The 15,512-nt window shown below is 65.2% G+C and carries 12 protein-coding genes and 1 tRNA gene; 5 read left to right on the forward strand and 8 right to left on the reverse strand.

Features of this window, described 5'->3' with window-relative positions; translation table 11 throughout:
• Nucleotides 1–58: 58 nt before the first annotated feature.
• Nucleotides 59–150, reverse strand: a tRNA-Ser gene (locus J3E64_RS08730).
• A gap of 229 nt (nucleotides 151–379) precedes the next feature.
• On the opposite strand from J3E64_RS08730, the gene J3E64_RS08735 reads away from it, so the two are divergent.
• The gene (locus J3E64_RS08735; RefSeq protein WP_253342131.1) at nucleotides 380–1,186 is read left to right on the forward strand and encodes a DUF1134 domain-containing protein; all 807 of its coding nucleotides are present in this window, start codon (nucleotides 380–382) and stop codon (nucleotides 1,184–1,186) included.
• A 6-nt stretch (nucleotides 1,187–1,192) separates the two neighbouring features.
• Here the strand turns inward: J3E64_RS08735 and dinB are convergent, their stop codons facing one another.
• Genes dinB through J3E64_RS08755 form a run of 4 tightly spaced genes read right to left on the reverse strand, consistent with a single transcriptional unit; the run spans nucleotide 1,193 to nucleotide 4,069 of the window.
• Entirely contained in the window at nucleotides 1,193–2,281 is a 1,089-nt protein-coding gene (gene dinB, locus J3E64_RS08740; protein WP_253342133.1) for a DNA polymerase IV, read from the reverse strand.
• Between the two features lie 42 nt (nucleotides 2,282–2,323).
• Nucleotides 2,324–2,977, reverse strand: coding sequence for a hypothetical protein (locus J3E64_RS08745; RefSeq protein ID WP_253342136.1), 654 nt, complete (start codon nucleotides 2,975–2,977; stop codon nucleotides 2,324–2,326).
• A 37-nt stretch (nucleotides 2,978–3,014) separates the two neighbouring features.
• Nucleotides 3,015–3,539: a DUF177 domain-containing protein gene (locus J3E64_RS08750; RefSeq protein ID WP_253342138.1), complete on the reverse strand. Its 525-nt coding sequence runs from the start codon at nucleotides 3,537–3,539 to the stop codon at nucleotides 3,015–3,017.
• Nucleotides 3,536–4,069, reverse strand: coding sequence for a ubiquinol-cytochrome C chaperone family protein (locus J3E64_RS08755; protein WP_253342140.1), 534 nt, complete (start codon nucleotides 4,067–4,069; stop codon nucleotides 3,536–3,538). Before J3E64_RS08755 ends, J3E64_RS08750 begins: the two co-directional genes overlap by 4 nt.
• A gap of 152 nt (nucleotides 4,070–4,221) precedes the next feature.
• On the opposite strand from J3E64_RS08755, the gene J3E64_RS08760 reads away from it, so the two are divergent.
• Both J3E64_RS08760 and J3E64_RS08765 read left to right on the forward strand, forming a co-directional pair.
• The gene (locus J3E64_RS08760) at nucleotides 4,222–4,731 is read left to right on the forward strand and encodes an outer membrane protein assembly factor BamE (RefSeq protein ID WP_253342142.1); all 510 of its coding nucleotides are present in this window, start codon (nucleotides 4,222–4,224) and stop codon (nucleotides 4,729–4,731) included.
• 39 nt (nucleotides 4,732–4,770) lie between these two features.
• Nucleotides 4,771–5,322 (forward strand): phosphotyrosine protein phosphatase, encoded by a 552-nt coding sequence (locus tag J3E64_RS08765; protein WP_253342144.1) that lies wholly within the window; start codon nucleotides 4,771–4,773, stop codon nucleotides 5,320–5,322.
• On the opposite strand, the gene J3E64_RS08770 is transcribed toward J3E64_RS08765, so the two are convergent.
• The 3 genes from J3E64_RS08770 to J3E64_RS08780 all read right to left on the reverse strand — a co-directional run bounded on the left by J3E64_RS08770 (nucleotide 5,291) and on the right by J3E64_RS08780 (nucleotide 9,963).
• A complete protein-coding gene (locus J3E64_RS08770) occupies nucleotides 5,291–6,505 on the reverse strand; it encodes a carboxylate--amine ligase (protein WP_253342147.1) in 1,215 nt (404 codons plus the stop codon). The two genes, J3E64_RS08765 and J3E64_RS08770, sit on opposite strands and share 32 nt — an antisense overlap.
• Nucleotides 6,502–7,482, reverse strand: coding sequence for a hypothetical protein (locus J3E64_RS08775; RefSeq protein ID WP_253342149.1), 981 nt, complete (start codon nucleotides 7,480–7,482; stop codon nucleotides 6,502–6,504). The genes J3E64_RS08770 and J3E64_RS08775 overlap by 4 nt, the downstream gene beginning before the upstream one ends.
• A gap of 219 nt (nucleotides 7,483–7,701) precedes the next feature.
• Nucleotides 7,702–9,963: an NADP-dependent malic enzyme gene (locus J3E64_RS08780; protein ID WP_253342151.1), complete on the reverse strand. Its 2,262-nt coding sequence runs from the start codon at nucleotides 9,961–9,963 to the stop codon at nucleotides 7,702–7,704.
• Nucleotides 9,964–10,086: 123 nt separating this feature from the next.
• Between J3E64_RS08780 and mutS the strand changes: the two genes are divergently transcribed.
• Together mutS and J3E64_RS08790 are read left to right on the forward strand one after the other, a co-directional pair.
• Nucleotides 10,087–12,738, forward strand: a complete 2,652-nt coding sequence (gene mutS, locus J3E64_RS08785) for a DNA mismatch repair protein MutS (RefSeq protein ID WP_253342153.1) — start codon at nucleotides 10,087–10,089, stop codon at nucleotides 12,736–12,738.
• A gap of 9 nt (nucleotides 12,739–12,747) precedes the next feature.
• Complete coding sequence (locus tag J3E64_RS08790; RefSeq protein WP_253342155.1) at nucleotides 12,748–15,510, forward strand: [protein-PII] uridylyltransferase; 2,763 nt, start codon at nucleotides 12,748–12,750, stop codon at nucleotides 15,508–15,510.
• Nucleotides 15,511–15,512 lie beyond the last annotated feature (2 nt).

Consider the following 15,512-nt stretch of genomic DNA (forward strand, 5'->3'; position numbering starts at 1 on the left):
TGGGATGGCAAATGCGCTTCCCAAATTACGATTTTTTTCAGCTACTTAGGAAGGAAATTGGCGGAGACGGAGGGATTCGAACCCTCGGTAGCCCCTTAAGGCTACGACGGTTTAGCAAACCGCTGGTTTCAGCCACTCACCCACGTCTCCGCACGAATTTGCCCGCCGGAGAGACGGGCAGTGGCATGAGGCGCGCTATAGCGGTGCGTTTGCGGCATGGCAACGGTCCTGTGCAGCGAAATTTTCGTGGCTTTCGACAGGCCGGCATTTCGTTCCGCCCCGGAATCGACTCATGTCGCCGTTCGTTCATTGGCCTTTCAGCTTGAAGGGGGATAATCAGGATTTCGGGTAAAAGAGCTATGTTCGGGGAGCTATCGCCATGATCGGCTATCTGAGGCAAAATGCCTCTCGTTGGACGCGTGCAGGTGCGCTGTTCGTCGCTCTGGGGAGCTTGGCGTTCGGGCCGGTTCCGGTCGAGGCGCAGGTGCGCACGATCGATCCCAATACGGCCATCGACGCCGATCTCGCACCGCCGCCGCCGGCGAACAGCACCCCGACCGACCCGGGCGTGGACCCCAGCGTTTCGACCGACAGCAGCGTCTATGGCGGGGCGCAGACGGACAGCCAGGTCACGACCAGCGGCACCACGGCGACCGGCGCGCCGGTGACGGAAAATTCGCCGCCCGCCGCGATCGCACCGAGCGATTCCTATCAGGAGGACGATCTGATCGGCGCCGCCGAAGGCGTATTCGGAAAAGGCGCCGAGGGGCTGGCCGGCATCATCGAGAAAATCCTGAAGGACCAAGGCCGTCCCAATGCCTATATTGCCGGGCGCGAGGCGTCGGGCGCGTTTGTGGTCGGTTTGCGCTACGGATCGGGCACGCTGACCCACAAGATCGAGGGCAAGCGGGAGGTCTACTGGACGGGCCCGTCGATCGGCTTCGACGTCGGCGGCAATGCGTCCAATACCTTTGTGCTGGTCTATAATCTCTACGACACACAGGACCTCTACCACCGTTTTCCGGCGGCCGAAGGCACGGCCTATCTCGTCGGCGGGTTCACCGCATCCTATCTGCGCTGGGGCAATGTGGTGCTGATCCCGATCCGGCTTGGCGTCGGCTACCGGCTGGGGGTGAACGCAGGCTATATGAAGTTCAGCGAAAAACGGAACTGGCTGCCGTTCTGATAGCCGTCACAGCGACAGGGCGAGTTGCTCGTCTTGATCGCCCTCGCCATCCGGCTCCAGATTGTGCACGCCCAGCCCCAGCAATCGTGCACCCATCCTCAGCGGTAGTTGGGCCACCAGCAGGTCGCGCCCGGCCTGGGTCAGCTGGTCGGGCGAGCGCACCGGCGCGGAAAAGCTGCGCGAACGGGTGATGATGCGGAAATCGGCGAACTTCACCTTCAACGCGATCGTGCGTCCCCACGCCTGCGCCTTTTCGATGCGGGTCCACAGATTGGCCGCGATCCGGTCCAGTTCGGTCAGCAGCGCTTCCTTTTCGACCAGATCGTCAAAAAACGTATCCTCAACGCTGACGGACTTGCGTTCCTGCCGTTCGCGCACGGGACGGTCGTCCTGGCCGCGGGCGGCGCGGTAGTAGAAATCCGCCGCGCTGCCGAACTGCATCTGGAGGAAGGGGAGATCACGCGCCCGCAGGTCGGCACCGGTTTCTATCCCCAGTGCCTGCATGCGCCGCGCCGTAACCGGCCCGACGCCGTGGATGCGGCGCACCGGCATCGCCGCCATGAACGCCGCGCCTTCGGACGGACGGACGATGCAGATTCCGTCCGGCTTGTTCTGGTCCGATGCGAGCTTAGCGATCAGCTTGTTGTAGGACACGCCGGCGGAGGCGGTGAGGCCGGTTTCTTCGCGGATCATGCGCCGAATCTCCTGCGCCACCTGGGTGGCGGAGGTGATGCCGGGCTTGTTCACCGTCACGTCGAGATAGGCTTCGTCCAGCGATAGCGGCTGGACGATGTCGGTGAAGCGGGCAAAGATGGCCCTTATCTGCGCGGATACGGATCGATAAACCTCGAACCGCGGCCTGACGAAGACAAGATCGGGGCAAAGGCGCCGCGCGCGCGCGCCAGGCATCGCCGAGCGCACCCCGAATTTTCGCGCCTCATAGGAGCAGGTCGCGACCACCCCGCGCGGACCGCCGCCGCCCACGGCGATCGCCCTGCCGCGCAGGTCGGGATCGTCGCGCTGTTCAACCGACGCGTAAAAGGCGTCCATGTCGATATGGATGATCTTGCGCGGTGAGGCGGGCGGCGAGTCCATGACGTCAGCCGCTATGCCACGGCGGGCAACCGCACGACAATATCAGTGCAGGACGCGCAGATTTTCCAGCAACGCCTCAAGATGCGCGCGGCTTATATGGCTCCAGACGTTATAGGTGCAGGTCTGCCCGCCTATGCGCACATAAGCGAGCGACTGCATCCCCTGCCCTTCCGGATTGTCGGGCGGATACGGCTCGGCACCCATCAGCCCATAGCCCGCAAAGGCCGGTTGCGGCAGCGCCGACAGGTCCCGCATCAGCGGCCATTGCGCGTTGAGCCGCCGACGCTGCGCGGCCGGGTCTTCCCTGTCCACGTCCAATATGGCTGTTCCCGCGAAACCATAGGCACTGCGCAAACCGGGCATGTCGAACGCGACCGCCCAGCCGCCTGCGAAGGATGCCGAGCGCGGCGTGCCGTCTGCACCCGCAGCGGACAGGAGAGCGAGCGGCGCACAGTCAGCATGATTCCTCGCGCGCTTCCATTGCGCCCGCGCGATCGCTTCGCCCGCCAGTTGCGAAGCCGACGCAGGCGCAGGCCGGGCATGGCCAGGATCGGCTGCGGGTTCGGCCGGCTGCGGCGAAGGCACGGCCGAATCATCCGGCCGGGTCGGAACCGGTTGCGGGTTTCGGGACTGTTCCGGCGTCCGGCTGTCGCAGCCCATGACCGTCAAGCCGGCAAGCGCAATCCACATCTTCATGCTGCAAAGACGTGCAGGAGCGCGCGCCGGTTCCAGGCTAGTCCTTGCCCTTGAGCGCCGCGAGCGCCGCAAATGGCCCGGCCTGGTCTTCGCTCAACACGCCGGCGTCGTGCAGAAAGGCATCGGCGTCGGCGCTGCGGGGATAGGGATCCATCGCCAGGGCCACGGTTTCGGCGACGGCTTCGCCCATGTCGATCTGCTGTCCGTCAAACTCGATCGTGTCGCAGTCGTCGGCGTCCAGTTCCAGCTCTTCCTCCTCGGCATGCGGATCACGTTCCGGAATGAATCGCAGGACGAAATCGGTATCGACCGTTTCGGCCACAGGATTGCCGGTCGCGACGCAGGGCTGGGCCAGCGCGGCGCGCACCCGGCCCCGCGCCATGATCGCGCCGTCCTCCTCGCTCAGGCCATAGTCCGCTTCGAGCCGGTCGAGCGCCAGCAGACCGAACCGGCGCATCAGCGCGCCACGCTCTGCCGCGTCCGCCTCGATATGGGTGTCGCCGCCAAGGCGCCGTATCTGGTCAACTTTCACCGGGCGGGAAAATTCGGGCCTGTCGCTCATCCCAGATCCCCCGCCATCAGCGCTTCCTGGCCCAGACATCCCAGCCGGGTCCATCGTTGGCGCAGCGCGGCCTCGACATGGTCGACGGCCTCGTCAGCGACGCTTTCCCCCCGGTAGAGATTGCGCCGAAGCGCCTCCCGAAGGTCCGCGCCATCCACCAGAGCGGCGCGATAAGCCCCAGTCCGACCACCAAGCGCGCTCATCATCCGGCCGATATGCTTGCCGACCACGACATCGCCTATGCCTTCCTGCCGCAACTGGCCGTCCATGTCATTAACGAACAGTTCGGTGAGCCAGACCGCTTCCTGCCGGGCGCCGACCTGTTCCAGACGGACAAGCAGCAACGACAGGATGGCGACGATCATGTCGAACCGACCGTCTAGCGTGTCGGGCACCGCGCCCTCCACATACCAGTGCGGCCGTCGCCCCTCGGCGATCACGGCGTCGTAGAGCAGCCGCATCGTGTCCCGGGGGTCAGCACGGCCAAACAGGCGTTGGAGGAAGGAAGGTGCGGTGGACACGGGACTCATGCTTTTCATACGGATGGACGCGACGGCCTGTCGCGGGTCGCGCATGCGCCCTTGCCGGAGCCCGCGCAATTCCATATTGATCGCTGCGCCGCCCAATGCAATGGCGGCGCCCATCTTTTAGGTTCGCGGGTTCGCCCCCGCAGGAGAAGTCCATGCCCCAGTTCCGCCGACAGTCCGCAAGTGGGCGCATCCTGCTTGCCATCGGCCTTGGCGCGCTGGTGATCGGGGCGTCGGGCTGCACCCGCATCCGTACCCATCAGGGCTATCAGGTCGACAAGCTGCTGGTCGATTCGGTTCAGCCGGGTATCGACAACCGCGCCTCGGTTGAAGGGACGCTGGGCCGCCCCAGTTTCGTGTCGCAGTTCGGCGAGCAGGACTGGTATTATGTGTCGCGCAACATGCGTCAGCTGGCCTTTTCCACGCCCAAGCCCGTGGATCAGACCGTATTGCGGGTGCGCTTCGACCAGGCCGGAAATGTTGTCGCGGTCGACCGCACCGGGCTGGAGCAGGTCGCCAAGATTTCGCCCACGGGCGACAAGACTCCGACGCTGGGTCGTCACCGCAGCCTGTTCAACGAGATTTTCGGCAATATCGGTGCGGTCGGCGCCGGCGGCATGGGGAGCGGCAGCGCCCCGTCGGGCAGCGGCCCGAACGGTAGCTGATTTCCGGATGCGGCCAGGGTCTCTGACAAGGCCGCGACCATGATTCGAAAGGCGTTCGGCACGGTGCGGGGCCTGGTCCGGCTCGCCATATCCTATCCGCAAGTGGCATTGGGGCTGGCCGCCGTTCGCCGGCCCGACCCGGCACAGGTCAGGCGACTGGTCTTCATATGCCAGGGCAATATCTGCCGCAGCGCCTATGCCGAAGTCGCGGCGCGGCGCGCCGGAATGCGAACGGCCTCACTCGGCCTGTCGACGACCACCGGTCGCGCCGCCCATGGTCCCGCGATTGCCGCGGCCACATCCCTGGGGCTGGATCTGTCCGCACATCGGGCCATCGATCTGGCCGACCATGTTCCGCAGGACGGCGATCTGCTGCTGGCAATGGAGGTGCGGCAATTGCATCGGTTGGCGGCGCATCCCCGGCTTGGCGGCTTGCCCCGGATGTTGCTGGGGCAGTGGCATCGGCCGCCGCTGCCGCACCTGCATGATCCCTATGGGCTGGATGACCGCTATATGGCGACCTGCCTGAAAAGGATCGACCGCGCGGTCGCGCGGCTGGTCAGCGCCTTCCCCGGCGCGCGGCTTTCCTGACGATCTGCATCATGTCGCGCAGGAAGGGCCGGGGGTCCGACCAGCTGAATACATAATAGCGGGCGCGGGGGTTAAGGAATCCGCCTACGAAGCCCAGCAGGTCAGGAAATGGCCGACGCCGGAAAAATGGATCGGCGATCCGTTGCGGCGCGAACAGGATGCGCAGCAATCGCTTCGTTTCGGGGACGATGTAGCGCGCGCAAATATCCTGTCGCGGCGACGGCGGCGCATCTTTCTGGTCCAGCACCGCGCGGCGATAGGCTTCCCATGCGAAATGCGCGCCGCAATGCCAGGCCAGCGGCAGACTGCCCCAGAAGCGGCCGTTGACTTCCATCAGCCAATATTCTCCGCTTTCCCTGTCGTGGCGATATTCGACCATGGCCTGACCCTGCCAGCCGAGCGCGCGCAACAGGTCTTCCGACAGCGCCATCTGCGCCTGATGATCGCCAAGCGGTTCGGCCCGGCACAGCGTGGACACACCACCTTCGGGAGGCCATTCGTGCAGGCGACGGTGCTGGAACCGCAATGTCGCGACGCCATTGTCCATATACAGCATCTGCCCCAGACCCACGCCCCGGCAATATTGCTGAATCAGCGGCCAATGGCCGATCGGCGCGTAGCGCGCGAGCAGCGCGACCAGTTCTTCGGGACCATGAACATATTCCGTCTTGAGCCATTCCAGCTCGCCCTGTTCCAACAAGGGCATCACGCGTGGCGGATTGGCCCATTTGGCGACCAGCGGATAGCGCAGACTGGCCGCGCGCGCGGCAAAATCCTCGCCGGCTCTGGGTTGCCATGTCTGGGGAACGCTCAATCCCAAACCGGCCGCAACTTCCAGCGTGCTCAGTTTGTCGATGACTTTCGCCAGTGTCTCGGCACGCGGCACGAGCAGATGGCATTCCCCGATAATCGGCGGCAGGGCGGAAAGTTCGATCAGATCGGTTTCACCGATCGCCAGAATTGCGCGCGCGCCCGTCTCCGCGATCAGGCCGGGCAACCAGCCTGCCGCCGGTCCGGACGGACGGATCGACCAGGTTCTGCAATGGCGCGACGCGATGGCGATCGCCGAGGGCGACCGTGCGATCCCGTGGACGGGAACGCCCCTTTCCCCCAGTTCACGGACGACCGTGAGGCCGATCGCATTTTCCAGCCCGAGAATGATGACGCCGGGAAGGTCGCTCACGCAGGGATCAGCCGATGCTCGTAGCGCCAGGTCGCCCACGCCTGCTCCGCCACGCGCATCATGGTCCGCATACGGTCGGGCGCAGCGCGGGTCAGGTGGCGTGGCGGACGGTCGGCCACATCGCACGACAGATCGTGAAAGCCCGCGCCTCGCACCTGGGGTAAATCCGCCGCCGTTCTGCACAAGGCCTCGAACCGCGCCTTTACCGTCCCATTGGGCCGACACCGGTCGCGCGAAAGCATTTCGAAACTATGGGTTACGGCGACATAGGCGTCCTGTTCCTCGGCCACCGCATGGCGCAGGCCGGCGCGCATTTCGGCCGCCGACATCGCGCAGATCTGGGCCGGACGAAAACCGCCGGGACGATCCGAAATGCCCGACACCGGCAGTTCCGCGACACCGTGGCGCCACTCCGCGCCGATCTGGCCGGGACTCGCCTTGATGCGACAGTCGCGTCCGAGCCAGGCGGCGTTGACGCTGCTGTCCCAGGCAATTCCTATCTTCGCCAGCGCGCGCAACGTGTCTTCATTGGCCCCGAAATTGCCCGCTCGAAACGCGTTGATCGCAGGTGCGCCGGCTCTTTCCAGAAGGTCGCGCGCAAGCCCGAGCAGAATGATCTGGTCGGCCAGGCTGAAATCGCCGATATTGCGTCCCTGCCGCCCGTCGACCGGCGACTGTCCGGCCCAGGCCAGCCACTCGGTATGAATATGCATCTGCACTTCATGACCGCGCCCGGCAATGTCGTGAACGATCGGGGCCAGAAAATCCGGCCCGTGCACCAGGGCGGGCATTGGGTCGACGAAGAAGACCCCCTTCAGCCCGAAACGGTCCAGCACGTCCATCTGCCAGCCGATGCCATGCATGCCATCCCGCGTCCTGCCCCATATCGATCGATCGATATTGTCCGCGATCGACAGGCCGCGTTGCTGAAACGAAGCCGATAATTCTGTATCGACGGTGATGAGCAACGCAGTCATGGGCGATCCGTTCAGGCAACAGTTCCACATAGGTCGTGGACGTTAATGAGCGGTAAGTTCTACGCCCTGTCCCGGCCGCGAATCCGGTTCCTTTGCGACAATATCGATATAAACGTCACGGTAGCGAAAAAGCCGCCGGCCTTTCGCATATTAATCGGCCATTGGCGGCACCAGCTGTCCAAATGGACATGATCCGGCGCATCATGCACCGGATCCGGGTCAAAGTGCGATACCGCCCGCCGCCAGGACCGCCAACGTCAACAGTTCGGACGCGTTCGACGCCATGGTCGCGATCTGGACGGATTTCTCCATGCCGACAAGCAGGGGCCCGATCATCGATGTCCCGCCCAGTTCGCGCAGCAGCTTGGCTGAAATGTTGGCCGATTGCAGGCCCGGCATCACCAGCACGTTGGCCGGACCGGACAGGCGGCTGAACGGATAGCTCTTCATGACGGTCGGATTGAGCGCCACGTCGGCAGCCATTTCGCCTTCATATTCGAAGTCGACCGCCCGTTCGTCGAGCAGCTTCACCGCACCGCGCACATTGTCCAGAAAAGCGCCCGAAGGGTTGCCGAACGTCGAGTAGGACAGGAAGGCTACGCGCGGATCATGCCCCATGCGCCGGGCGACGGCGACGGTTCCTTCCGCGATGTCCGCCAGTTCGGCGGCACTGGGCCGCTCGTTCACCGTGGTGTCGGCCAGGAACACGGTCTTGTCCTTCGACACCATCACATGAATGCCGAAGGGGGTGCGCCCCGCGGCGGGATCCAGGACGCGCTTCACTTCCCGCATCGTCTGCGCATAGGGGCGGGTCATGCCGGTCAGCATCGCGTCGGCGACATTCATCCGTACCAGCAGGGCGCCGAAGATGTTGCGATCCCGATTCACCATCCGCTCGCAATCGCGACGCAGATAGCCCCGCCGCTGGAGCCGGGCGTAGAGCAGGTCGACCATTTGCGGCACCAGCGGGGAATTGACGCTGTTGTGGAGTTCGAAGCTGTCGGGGTCGTTGACGCCCAGCGCCTTCAGCTTGTCGACGACCTCGCCCCGCCCGACCAGCACCGGAATGCCATAGCCCAGTTCGCGGAACTGGATTGCGGCGCGCAGCACCACTTCCTCTTCCGCCTCGGCAAAGACGACGCGCTTGGGATTGGCCTTGGCGGCTTCATAGGCGGATGCGAGGACCGACGTGGTGGGATTGAGGCGCGCCTTGAGAGACTGGCGATAGGCCGCCATGTCGGCGATCGGCTTTTGCGCGACGCCGGTTTCCATCGCGGCCTGGGCGACGGCGGCGGGCACGACCTCCATCAGGCGCGGGTCGAAGGGTGCGGGAATGATGTAGTCCGGGCCGAAACTATGGGACCGGCCATAGGCCTTGGCCACTTCCTCCGGTACGCGCTCACGCGCCAGTTCGGCGATGGCCTTGGCCGCCGCCAGCTTCATCGCTTCGTTGATACCGGTCGCCCGCACGTCCAGAGCGCCGCGGAAGATGAAGGGGAAGCCCAGGACGTTGTTGACCTGATTGGGATAATCCGACCGGCCGGTCGCGACGATGGCATCGGGCCGCACGGCCTTGGCGTCGGGGGGCGCGATTTCGGGATCGGGATTGGCCATGGCGAAAATGATCGGCTTGTCGGCCATCGACTTCACCATGTCCTGCGACATCGCGCCCGCGACCGACAGGCCCAGAAACACGTCGGCGCCCTTCACCGCTTCGCCCAGCGTCCGGGCATCGGTTCTTACGGCATGGGCGGATTTCCACTGGTTCATGCCCTCGGTGCGGCCCTGATAGATGACGCCCTTGCTGTCGCACATAGTGACATTATCATGCTGCACGCCCAGCGCCTTGATCAGTTCGGTGCAGGAAATCGAAGCGGCGCCCGCGCCGTTCACCACCACCTTCATGTCCTTCATGTCGCGGCCGGTCAGCAGCGCCGCGTTCAGCACGCCGGCAGCGGCGATGATGGCGGTGCCGTGCTGGTCGTCATGAAAGACCGGGATGTTCATCCGCTCCTTCAGCGTCTGTTCGATGATGAAGCATTCGGGCGCCTTGATGTCCTCAAGGTTGATGCCGCCGAAGGTCGGCTCCATCAGTTCCACCGCCTCGATGAACCGGTCGACATCCTCCGTCTTGAGTTCGATGTCGATGGAATCAACATCGGCGAAGCGCTTGAAGAGGACGGCCTTGCCCTCCATCACCGGCTTGGACGCCAACGCGCCGAGATTGCCGAGCCCCAGGATGGCGGTGCCGTTGGAAATGACCGCGACCAGGTTGCCCTTGGCGGTATAATCGTATGCCGTGGCAGGATCGGCAGCGATCGCCCGCACCGGAACGGCTACACCCGGCGAATAGGCGAGCGACAGATCGCGCTGCGTCGCCATCGGCTTGGACGCGATGATCTCGATCTTGCCGGGTCGCATGGTGGAATGGAAGAACAGCGCCTCGCGCTCGGAAAATTCCACACTCGACTTGTCCGTCATCAGCTTCTCGCTCTCCTGGCCACCTCGCGCGGCACTAGCGGCAAGCGCACCTTGTGGGCAAGTGCGAGAAGGCCGCTTTTTCCGCCTCTTTCCCGCAGGCGCCCGAGCCGCTAATCGATCGACATGCCCAGCGCCGCAGACAGCAAGACATCCCAGCCCACGCCGATGATGGCTCAATATCTGGCGCTCAAGGCGCAGGCGCGCGACTGCCTGCTCTTTTACCGCATGGGCGACTTTTTCGAACTGTTTTTCGATGACGCCAAGGCGGCGGCCGCGACGCTGGACATCGCACTGACCAGCCGGGGCGAACATGAAGGGCTGCCCATCCCCATGTGCGGGGTACCGGTCCACAGCGCCGAATCCTATCTCGCGCGACTGATCCGGGCCGGGCATCGCGTCGCCATCGCCGAACAGACCGAGACCCCGGCCGAAGCCAAGGCGCGCGGCGGCAAGGCGCTGGTCGCGCGCGACATCGTCCGCTACGTGACCGCAGGCACCCTGACCGAGGAAACCCTGCTCGACGCGCGGCACGACAATATGCTCGTCGCGCTGGCACAAACGGGCGGAGACGCGGCCGCCGACATCGGCATTGCCGCCGCCGACATATCCACGGGCCGGTTCGAAACCATGGCCTGTCTCCGCGCTGACCTGCCCGCGGAACTGGCACGATTGCGGCCCAGCGAGATACTGGTGGCCGAAGGCACGGCAATGGACATCGCGGGTGCCCATGAATTCGACCGCGCGGCCTTTTCCAGCGGCCGGGCGGAAGACGCGCTCAAGCGCCTGTTCGGCGTTGCCACGCTGGATGGCTATGGCCAGTTCGGGCGGGCCGAACTGGCGGCGATGGGGGGGCTGGTCGCCTATCTGGATCATGCCGGCAAGGGCACCCTTCCCTTCCTCGCGCCGCCGGTCCGCAAGGCGGGCGGTGGCCATGTCGCTATCGATGCAGCAACGCGCGAAAGCCTGGAGATCGTCGCGACAACAGGCGGAACACGGGCCGGCAGCCTGCTGGGGGCGATCGACCGGACCGTGACGGGCGCGGGCGCGCGGCTGCTGGCGCAGGATCTGTCGGCGCCGCTGATGGATATGGACGCGATCGAGGCGCGCCTGGGTCTCGTCACCCTGTTCCACGACGACGCGCTGCTGCGCGAGCAGGTGCGGGCGACATTGCGGTCCTTGCCCGACATCGGTCGCGCCCTGGGACGGATCGCCGTCGGGCGGGGATCGCCGCGCGACCTGGGACAGCTGCGCGACGGCCTTGGCGAAGCGCGGCTGCTGCGCGAGCGGATGGGACGCCAGCCCGATCCGCCGCGGCTGCTCCGCCAGTTGCTTCCCGCCCTGGACGGCCACGGCGCGCTGGTCGACTTGCTCGCCCGCGCACTCGTCCCCGCGCCCCCGACCGAAACCGGCAATGGCGGCTACATCGCCGACGGCTATGACGCGGCGCTGGACGAATTGCGCCGGATGGCCGGCGACGGCCGCCGCGCCATCGCCGCGCTGGAAGCGAAATATCGCGAGCAGACGGGTATTTCGACCCTGAAGATCAGGCATAACGGCGTGCTGGGCTATCATGTCGAGGTGCCGGCGCGCGCCGCAGACCCGTTGATGCGGCCCGACAGCGGCTTCACCCACCGGCAGACGCTGGCCGGGGTGGTGCGTTTCAATTCGGTCGACCTGCATGAGGAGGCGGGCCGCGTGGCGCAGGCGGGCGGTCATGCGCTGCTGGCCGAAGCCGCGCATCTGGAAGAGCTGATCGCCGCCATACTGGGACGCAAGGCCGATATCGCCCGGGCAGGCCAGGCGCTCGCCCGCCTGGATGTCGCCGCCGCACTGGCCGAGCGCGGCGCGGAAGGGGGATGGCAGCGGCCGCACTTCGTCGCGGGTGACGGCGCCGGGCCCTGTCTCGACATCATCGGCGGGCGCCATCCCGTCGTCGAGGACGCGTTGCGACGCGAAGGCCAGCCTTTCGTGGCAAATGATTGCCGCCTGTCGGCCGACGACCGCCTCTGGCTGGTGACCGGCCCCAATATGGGCGGCAAGTCGACCTTCCTGCGGCAAAATGCGCTGATCGTCATTCTGGCGCAGGCCGGCGCCTTCGTGCCGGCCCAATCGGCCACGCTGACCCTGGTCGATCGCCTGTTCAGCCGGGTCGGCGCATCCGACAATCTGGCGAAGGGGCGATCCACCTTCATGGTGGAGATGGTGGAGACGGCGGCGATCCTGGCGCAGGCGACGGCACGAAGCTTCGTCATACTGGACGAGGTCGGACGCGGCACGTCGACCTATGACGGCCTGGCGCTGGCCTGGTCCGTGGTGGAGGCGGTGCACGAGGTCAATCGATGCCGCTGCCTGTTCGCGACCCATTATCACGAACTGACGCGACTGGCCGAAACGCTGCCGGCCCTGTCGCTTCACCATGTCCGCGCGCGGGAATGGAAGGGCGAACTCGTCCTGTTGCATGAACTGGCACGCGGTCCCGCCGACCGCAGCTATGGCCTGGCGGTCGCGCGGCTGGCAGGATTGCCGCCATTGGTCCTGAAACGGGCGAAGGACGTGTTGGCGCGACTGGAAGCGGGAAAGGCGAAAACCGGCGGCATCGCCGCCGGCCTAGACGACCTGCCGCTGTTCGCCGCCGTCGCCGCCGAGGCGGAGCAGCGCATCGATCTGCTGCGCGCCGCGCTGGAGGCCATCGACGCCGACGCGCTCAGTCCGCGCGAGGCGCTCGATCACCTCTATCGACTGAAACAACTGGCCGCAGACGCCGCACATGACTAGATAGGCCGCATGGTCATGCAATTTCCCGCGCTCGGGTCGCGCCGCGCCATCATCGACCGGCGCGGCATTTCCGACAGCATCCACGCCCTGGCACAGGCGCATAGCGGCGACCCGATGCAGCTGCGCGGCCTGATCGTGAAGGAACTCAAGGCCGCACTCGACGAAGGCCGCGCAGAAGTCGCGCGCCGGCTCGAAGCCCGGCCGATGCGAGGCCGCGAAGCCGTCAGCGCCTTCGCCTTCCTGATCGACCAGATACTGCGCCTGCTCTATGACGCGACGACCCATCATCTCTACCCGGCAGGCAATCGCAGCACCGGCGAGCGCATCGTGCTGATCGCGGTCGGTGGTTATGGCCGAGGCGAAATGGCACCGCACAGCGATGTCGACATCGGCTTCATCACGCCCTGGAAGCCGACGGGCTGGACCGAGCAGGTCATCGAATCCATGCTCTATTCGCTGTGGGATTTGGGTCTGAAGGTCGGCCACAGCAGCCGGTCGGTCGACGAGACGATCCGCATGGCCAAGGCCGATCTGACCGTGCGCACCGCGCTGCTGGAGGCGCGCTATATCTGGGGCGACCGCGCGCTGTACGAGGAAGCGTCCGTCCGGTTCGATGCGGAGGTGATGCAGGGCACGGCCCGTACATTCGTCACCGAAAAGCTGGAGGAGCGCGACGAACGGCATAAGCGCATGGGCGACAGCCGTTACGTCGTGGAGCCCAATGTCAAGGAGGGCAAGGGCGGCCTGCGCGACCTGCACACGCTTTTCTGGATCGGCAAATATGTGAACCGCGTGCGATCGGTCTCCGAACTGGTCGATGTCGGCCTGCTGACCCAGGCCGAGTTGCGCCAGTTCCAGAAGGCGGAGGATTTCCTGTGGGCGGTGCGATGTCATCTGCACATGATCACCGGACGCGCCGAGGACCGGCTGACCTTCGACCTGCAACTGGAAACCGCGACGCGAATGCGTTTCACCGGCCGCGCGGGCCGGTCCGGCGTCGAGCGCTTCATGCGCTATTATTTCCTGAATGCGAAAACGGTCGGTGATCTGACCGCGGTGTTCTTGGCCCATCTGGACGACCAGCTGGCGGCCAAGGGAAGACGCTATATCCCGTCGCTCTTCCGCCGGCCCAAGAAGCTGGACGGATTCGTGCTGGATCGCGGGCGGCTCGCGCTGCCGAGCGATGATTTCTTTCGGAACGATCCCGTCAAGCTGCTGGAGATTTTCGCCCTGGCCGACCGCCATGGCCTTGCCATCCATCCCAGCGCGATGCGGGCGGCCAGCAGGGATGCAGGGCTCATCACCGCGCGTGTGCGGAAGGATCCCCGCGCCAATGCCGCCTTCATGGACGTGCTGACGTCGCCGCGCGATCCCGAAACGGTGTTGCGATGGATGAATGAATCGACCGTTTTCGGCCGCTTCATTCCCGATTTCCGGCGTGTCGTCGCGCAGATGCAGTTCGACATGTATCATCATTATACGGTCGACGAGCACACCATTCGCGCCGTTGGGCTGCTGTCTCGCATCGAAAAGGGCGAACTGGGCACCGATCATCCGCTGGTGACCGAATTGATGGACAAGATGCTTTCGCGCCGCGTCCTCTATGTTTCGGTGCTGTTACACGACATCGCCAAGGGACGTGGCGGCGACCACAGCATATTGGGCGCGGAGGTGGCCGATAAACTGTGCCCGCGCCTGGGCCTGACCGCCGCCGAGACAGAAACGGTGTCGTGGCTGGTCCGCTATCACCTGCTGATGTCCGCAACCGCCTTCAAGCGCGATCTGGCGGACTACAAGACCATATTGGACTTCGTCGACGTCGTGCAGAGCGCAGAGCGACTGCGCCTGCTGCTCTGCCTGACCGTGGTTGACATACGCGCGGTCGGCCCCGGCGTCTGGAACAGCTGGAAAAGGCAATTGCTTGGCGACCTATACGAGAGTTCCGAGGAAGTTCTGCGGCTGGGTCACAAGCAGAAGGGGCGCGGCGAACGCGTGGCCGCCAAGCAGCGCGCCTTGCAGGACGCACTGGGCATGGACGACGAGGCTTTCGCGGCGTTCTGCGCCCGTTTGCCCGAATCATACTGGATCGCCGAACCCGAGGACATACTGATCCAGAATGCCCGGCACATAGTGGCGGCGGGCGATTCCCCCCTGTCGATCGAAGCGCATTATTATCCACAGCGCGGGGCGACGCTGGTCACGGTCTATGCCACCGACCATCCCGGTCTGTTCTATCGCATCGCCGGCGCCATTCACCTGGCCGGCGGCAACATCATCGACGCGCGCATCCATACCACGCGCGATGGCGTCGCCATCGACAATTTCCTGGTTCAGGACCCTTTCGGGGGGGCCTTTCATGATCCGGGACAATTGAAGCGCATCCGCAGCGCGATCGAGGATTCGCTGTCGAACCGGCACCGGCTTATCACCAAATTGTCGGCTCGCCCCCTGCCCCGCACCCGGGCCGAGGCGTTTCGCATCGAACCCAATGTGCTGATCGACAACAAGGCGTCGAACCGCTTCACCGTGGTCGAGGTGAACGCCCGGGACCGGCCCGCGCTGCTGTTCAGCCTGGCGAACGGGCTGTTCCAGTCGAAGGTCACGGTGCACAGCGCCCATGTCGCCACCTATGGCGAGCGGGCGGTCGACACTTTCTACATCACCGACCTGCTGGGCGGGAAAATCGAGAGCAAGGCCCGGTTGCAGACACTGGAACGACGCCTGCTGGAGGCGGCCGGCGGCGAAGTGGGCGACGCGCTGGAACGCGCCTGAAG

The sequence above is a fragment of the Sphingobium sp. OAS761 genome (assembly GCF_024168485.1).
In the GTDB taxonomy this organism is placed as follows: Bacteria; Pseudomonadota; Alphaproteobacteria; order Sphingomonadales; family Sphingomonadaceae; genus Sphingobium.

Bases quoted from the DNA above. Each gene is read 5' to 3' on its own strand.
- J3E64_RS08735 (WP_253342131.1), top strand. From the start codon at position 380: ATGATCGGCTATCTGAGGCAAAATGCCTCTCGTTGGACGCGTGCAGGT.
- dinB (WP_253342133.1), bottom strand. From the start codon at position 2,281: ATGGACTCGCCGCCCGCCTCACCGCGCAAGATCATCCATATCGACATG.
- J3E64_RS08745 (WP_253342136.1), bottom strand. From the start codon at position 2,977: ATGAAGATGTGGATTGCGCTTGCCGGCTTGACGGTCATGGGCTGCGAC.
- J3E64_RS08750 (WP_253342138.1), bottom strand. From the start codon at position 3,539: ATGAGCGACAGGCCCGAATTTTCCCGCCCGGTGAAAGTTGACCAGATA.
- J3E64_RS08755 (WP_253342140.1), bottom strand. From the start codon at position 4,069: ATGAGTCCCGTGTCCACCGCACCTTCCTTCCTCCAACGCCTGTTTGGC.
- J3E64_RS08760 (WP_253342142.1), top strand. From the start codon at position 4,222: ATGCCCCAGTTCCGCCGACAGTCCGCAAGTGGGCGCATCCTGCTTGCC.
- J3E64_RS08765 (WP_253342144.1), top strand. From the start codon at position 4,771: ATGATTCGAAAGGCGTTCGGCACGGTGCGGGGCCTGGTCCGGCTCGCC.
- J3E64_RS08775 (WP_253342149.1), bottom strand. From the start codon at position 7,482: ATGACTGCGTTGCTCATCACCGTCGATACAGAATTATCGGCTTCGTTT.
- J3E64_RS08780 (WP_253342151.1), bottom strand. From the start codon at position 9,963: ATGACGGACAAGTCGAGTGTGGAATTTTCCGAGCGCGAGGCGCTGTTC.
- mutS (WP_253342153.1), top strand. From the start codon at position 10,087: ATGCCCAGCGCCGCAGACAGCAAGACATCCCAGCCCACGCCGATGATG.
- J3E64_RS08790 (WP_253342155.1), top strand. From the start codon at position 12,748: ATGGTCATGCAATTTCCCGCGCTCGGGTCGCGCCGCGCCATCATCGAC.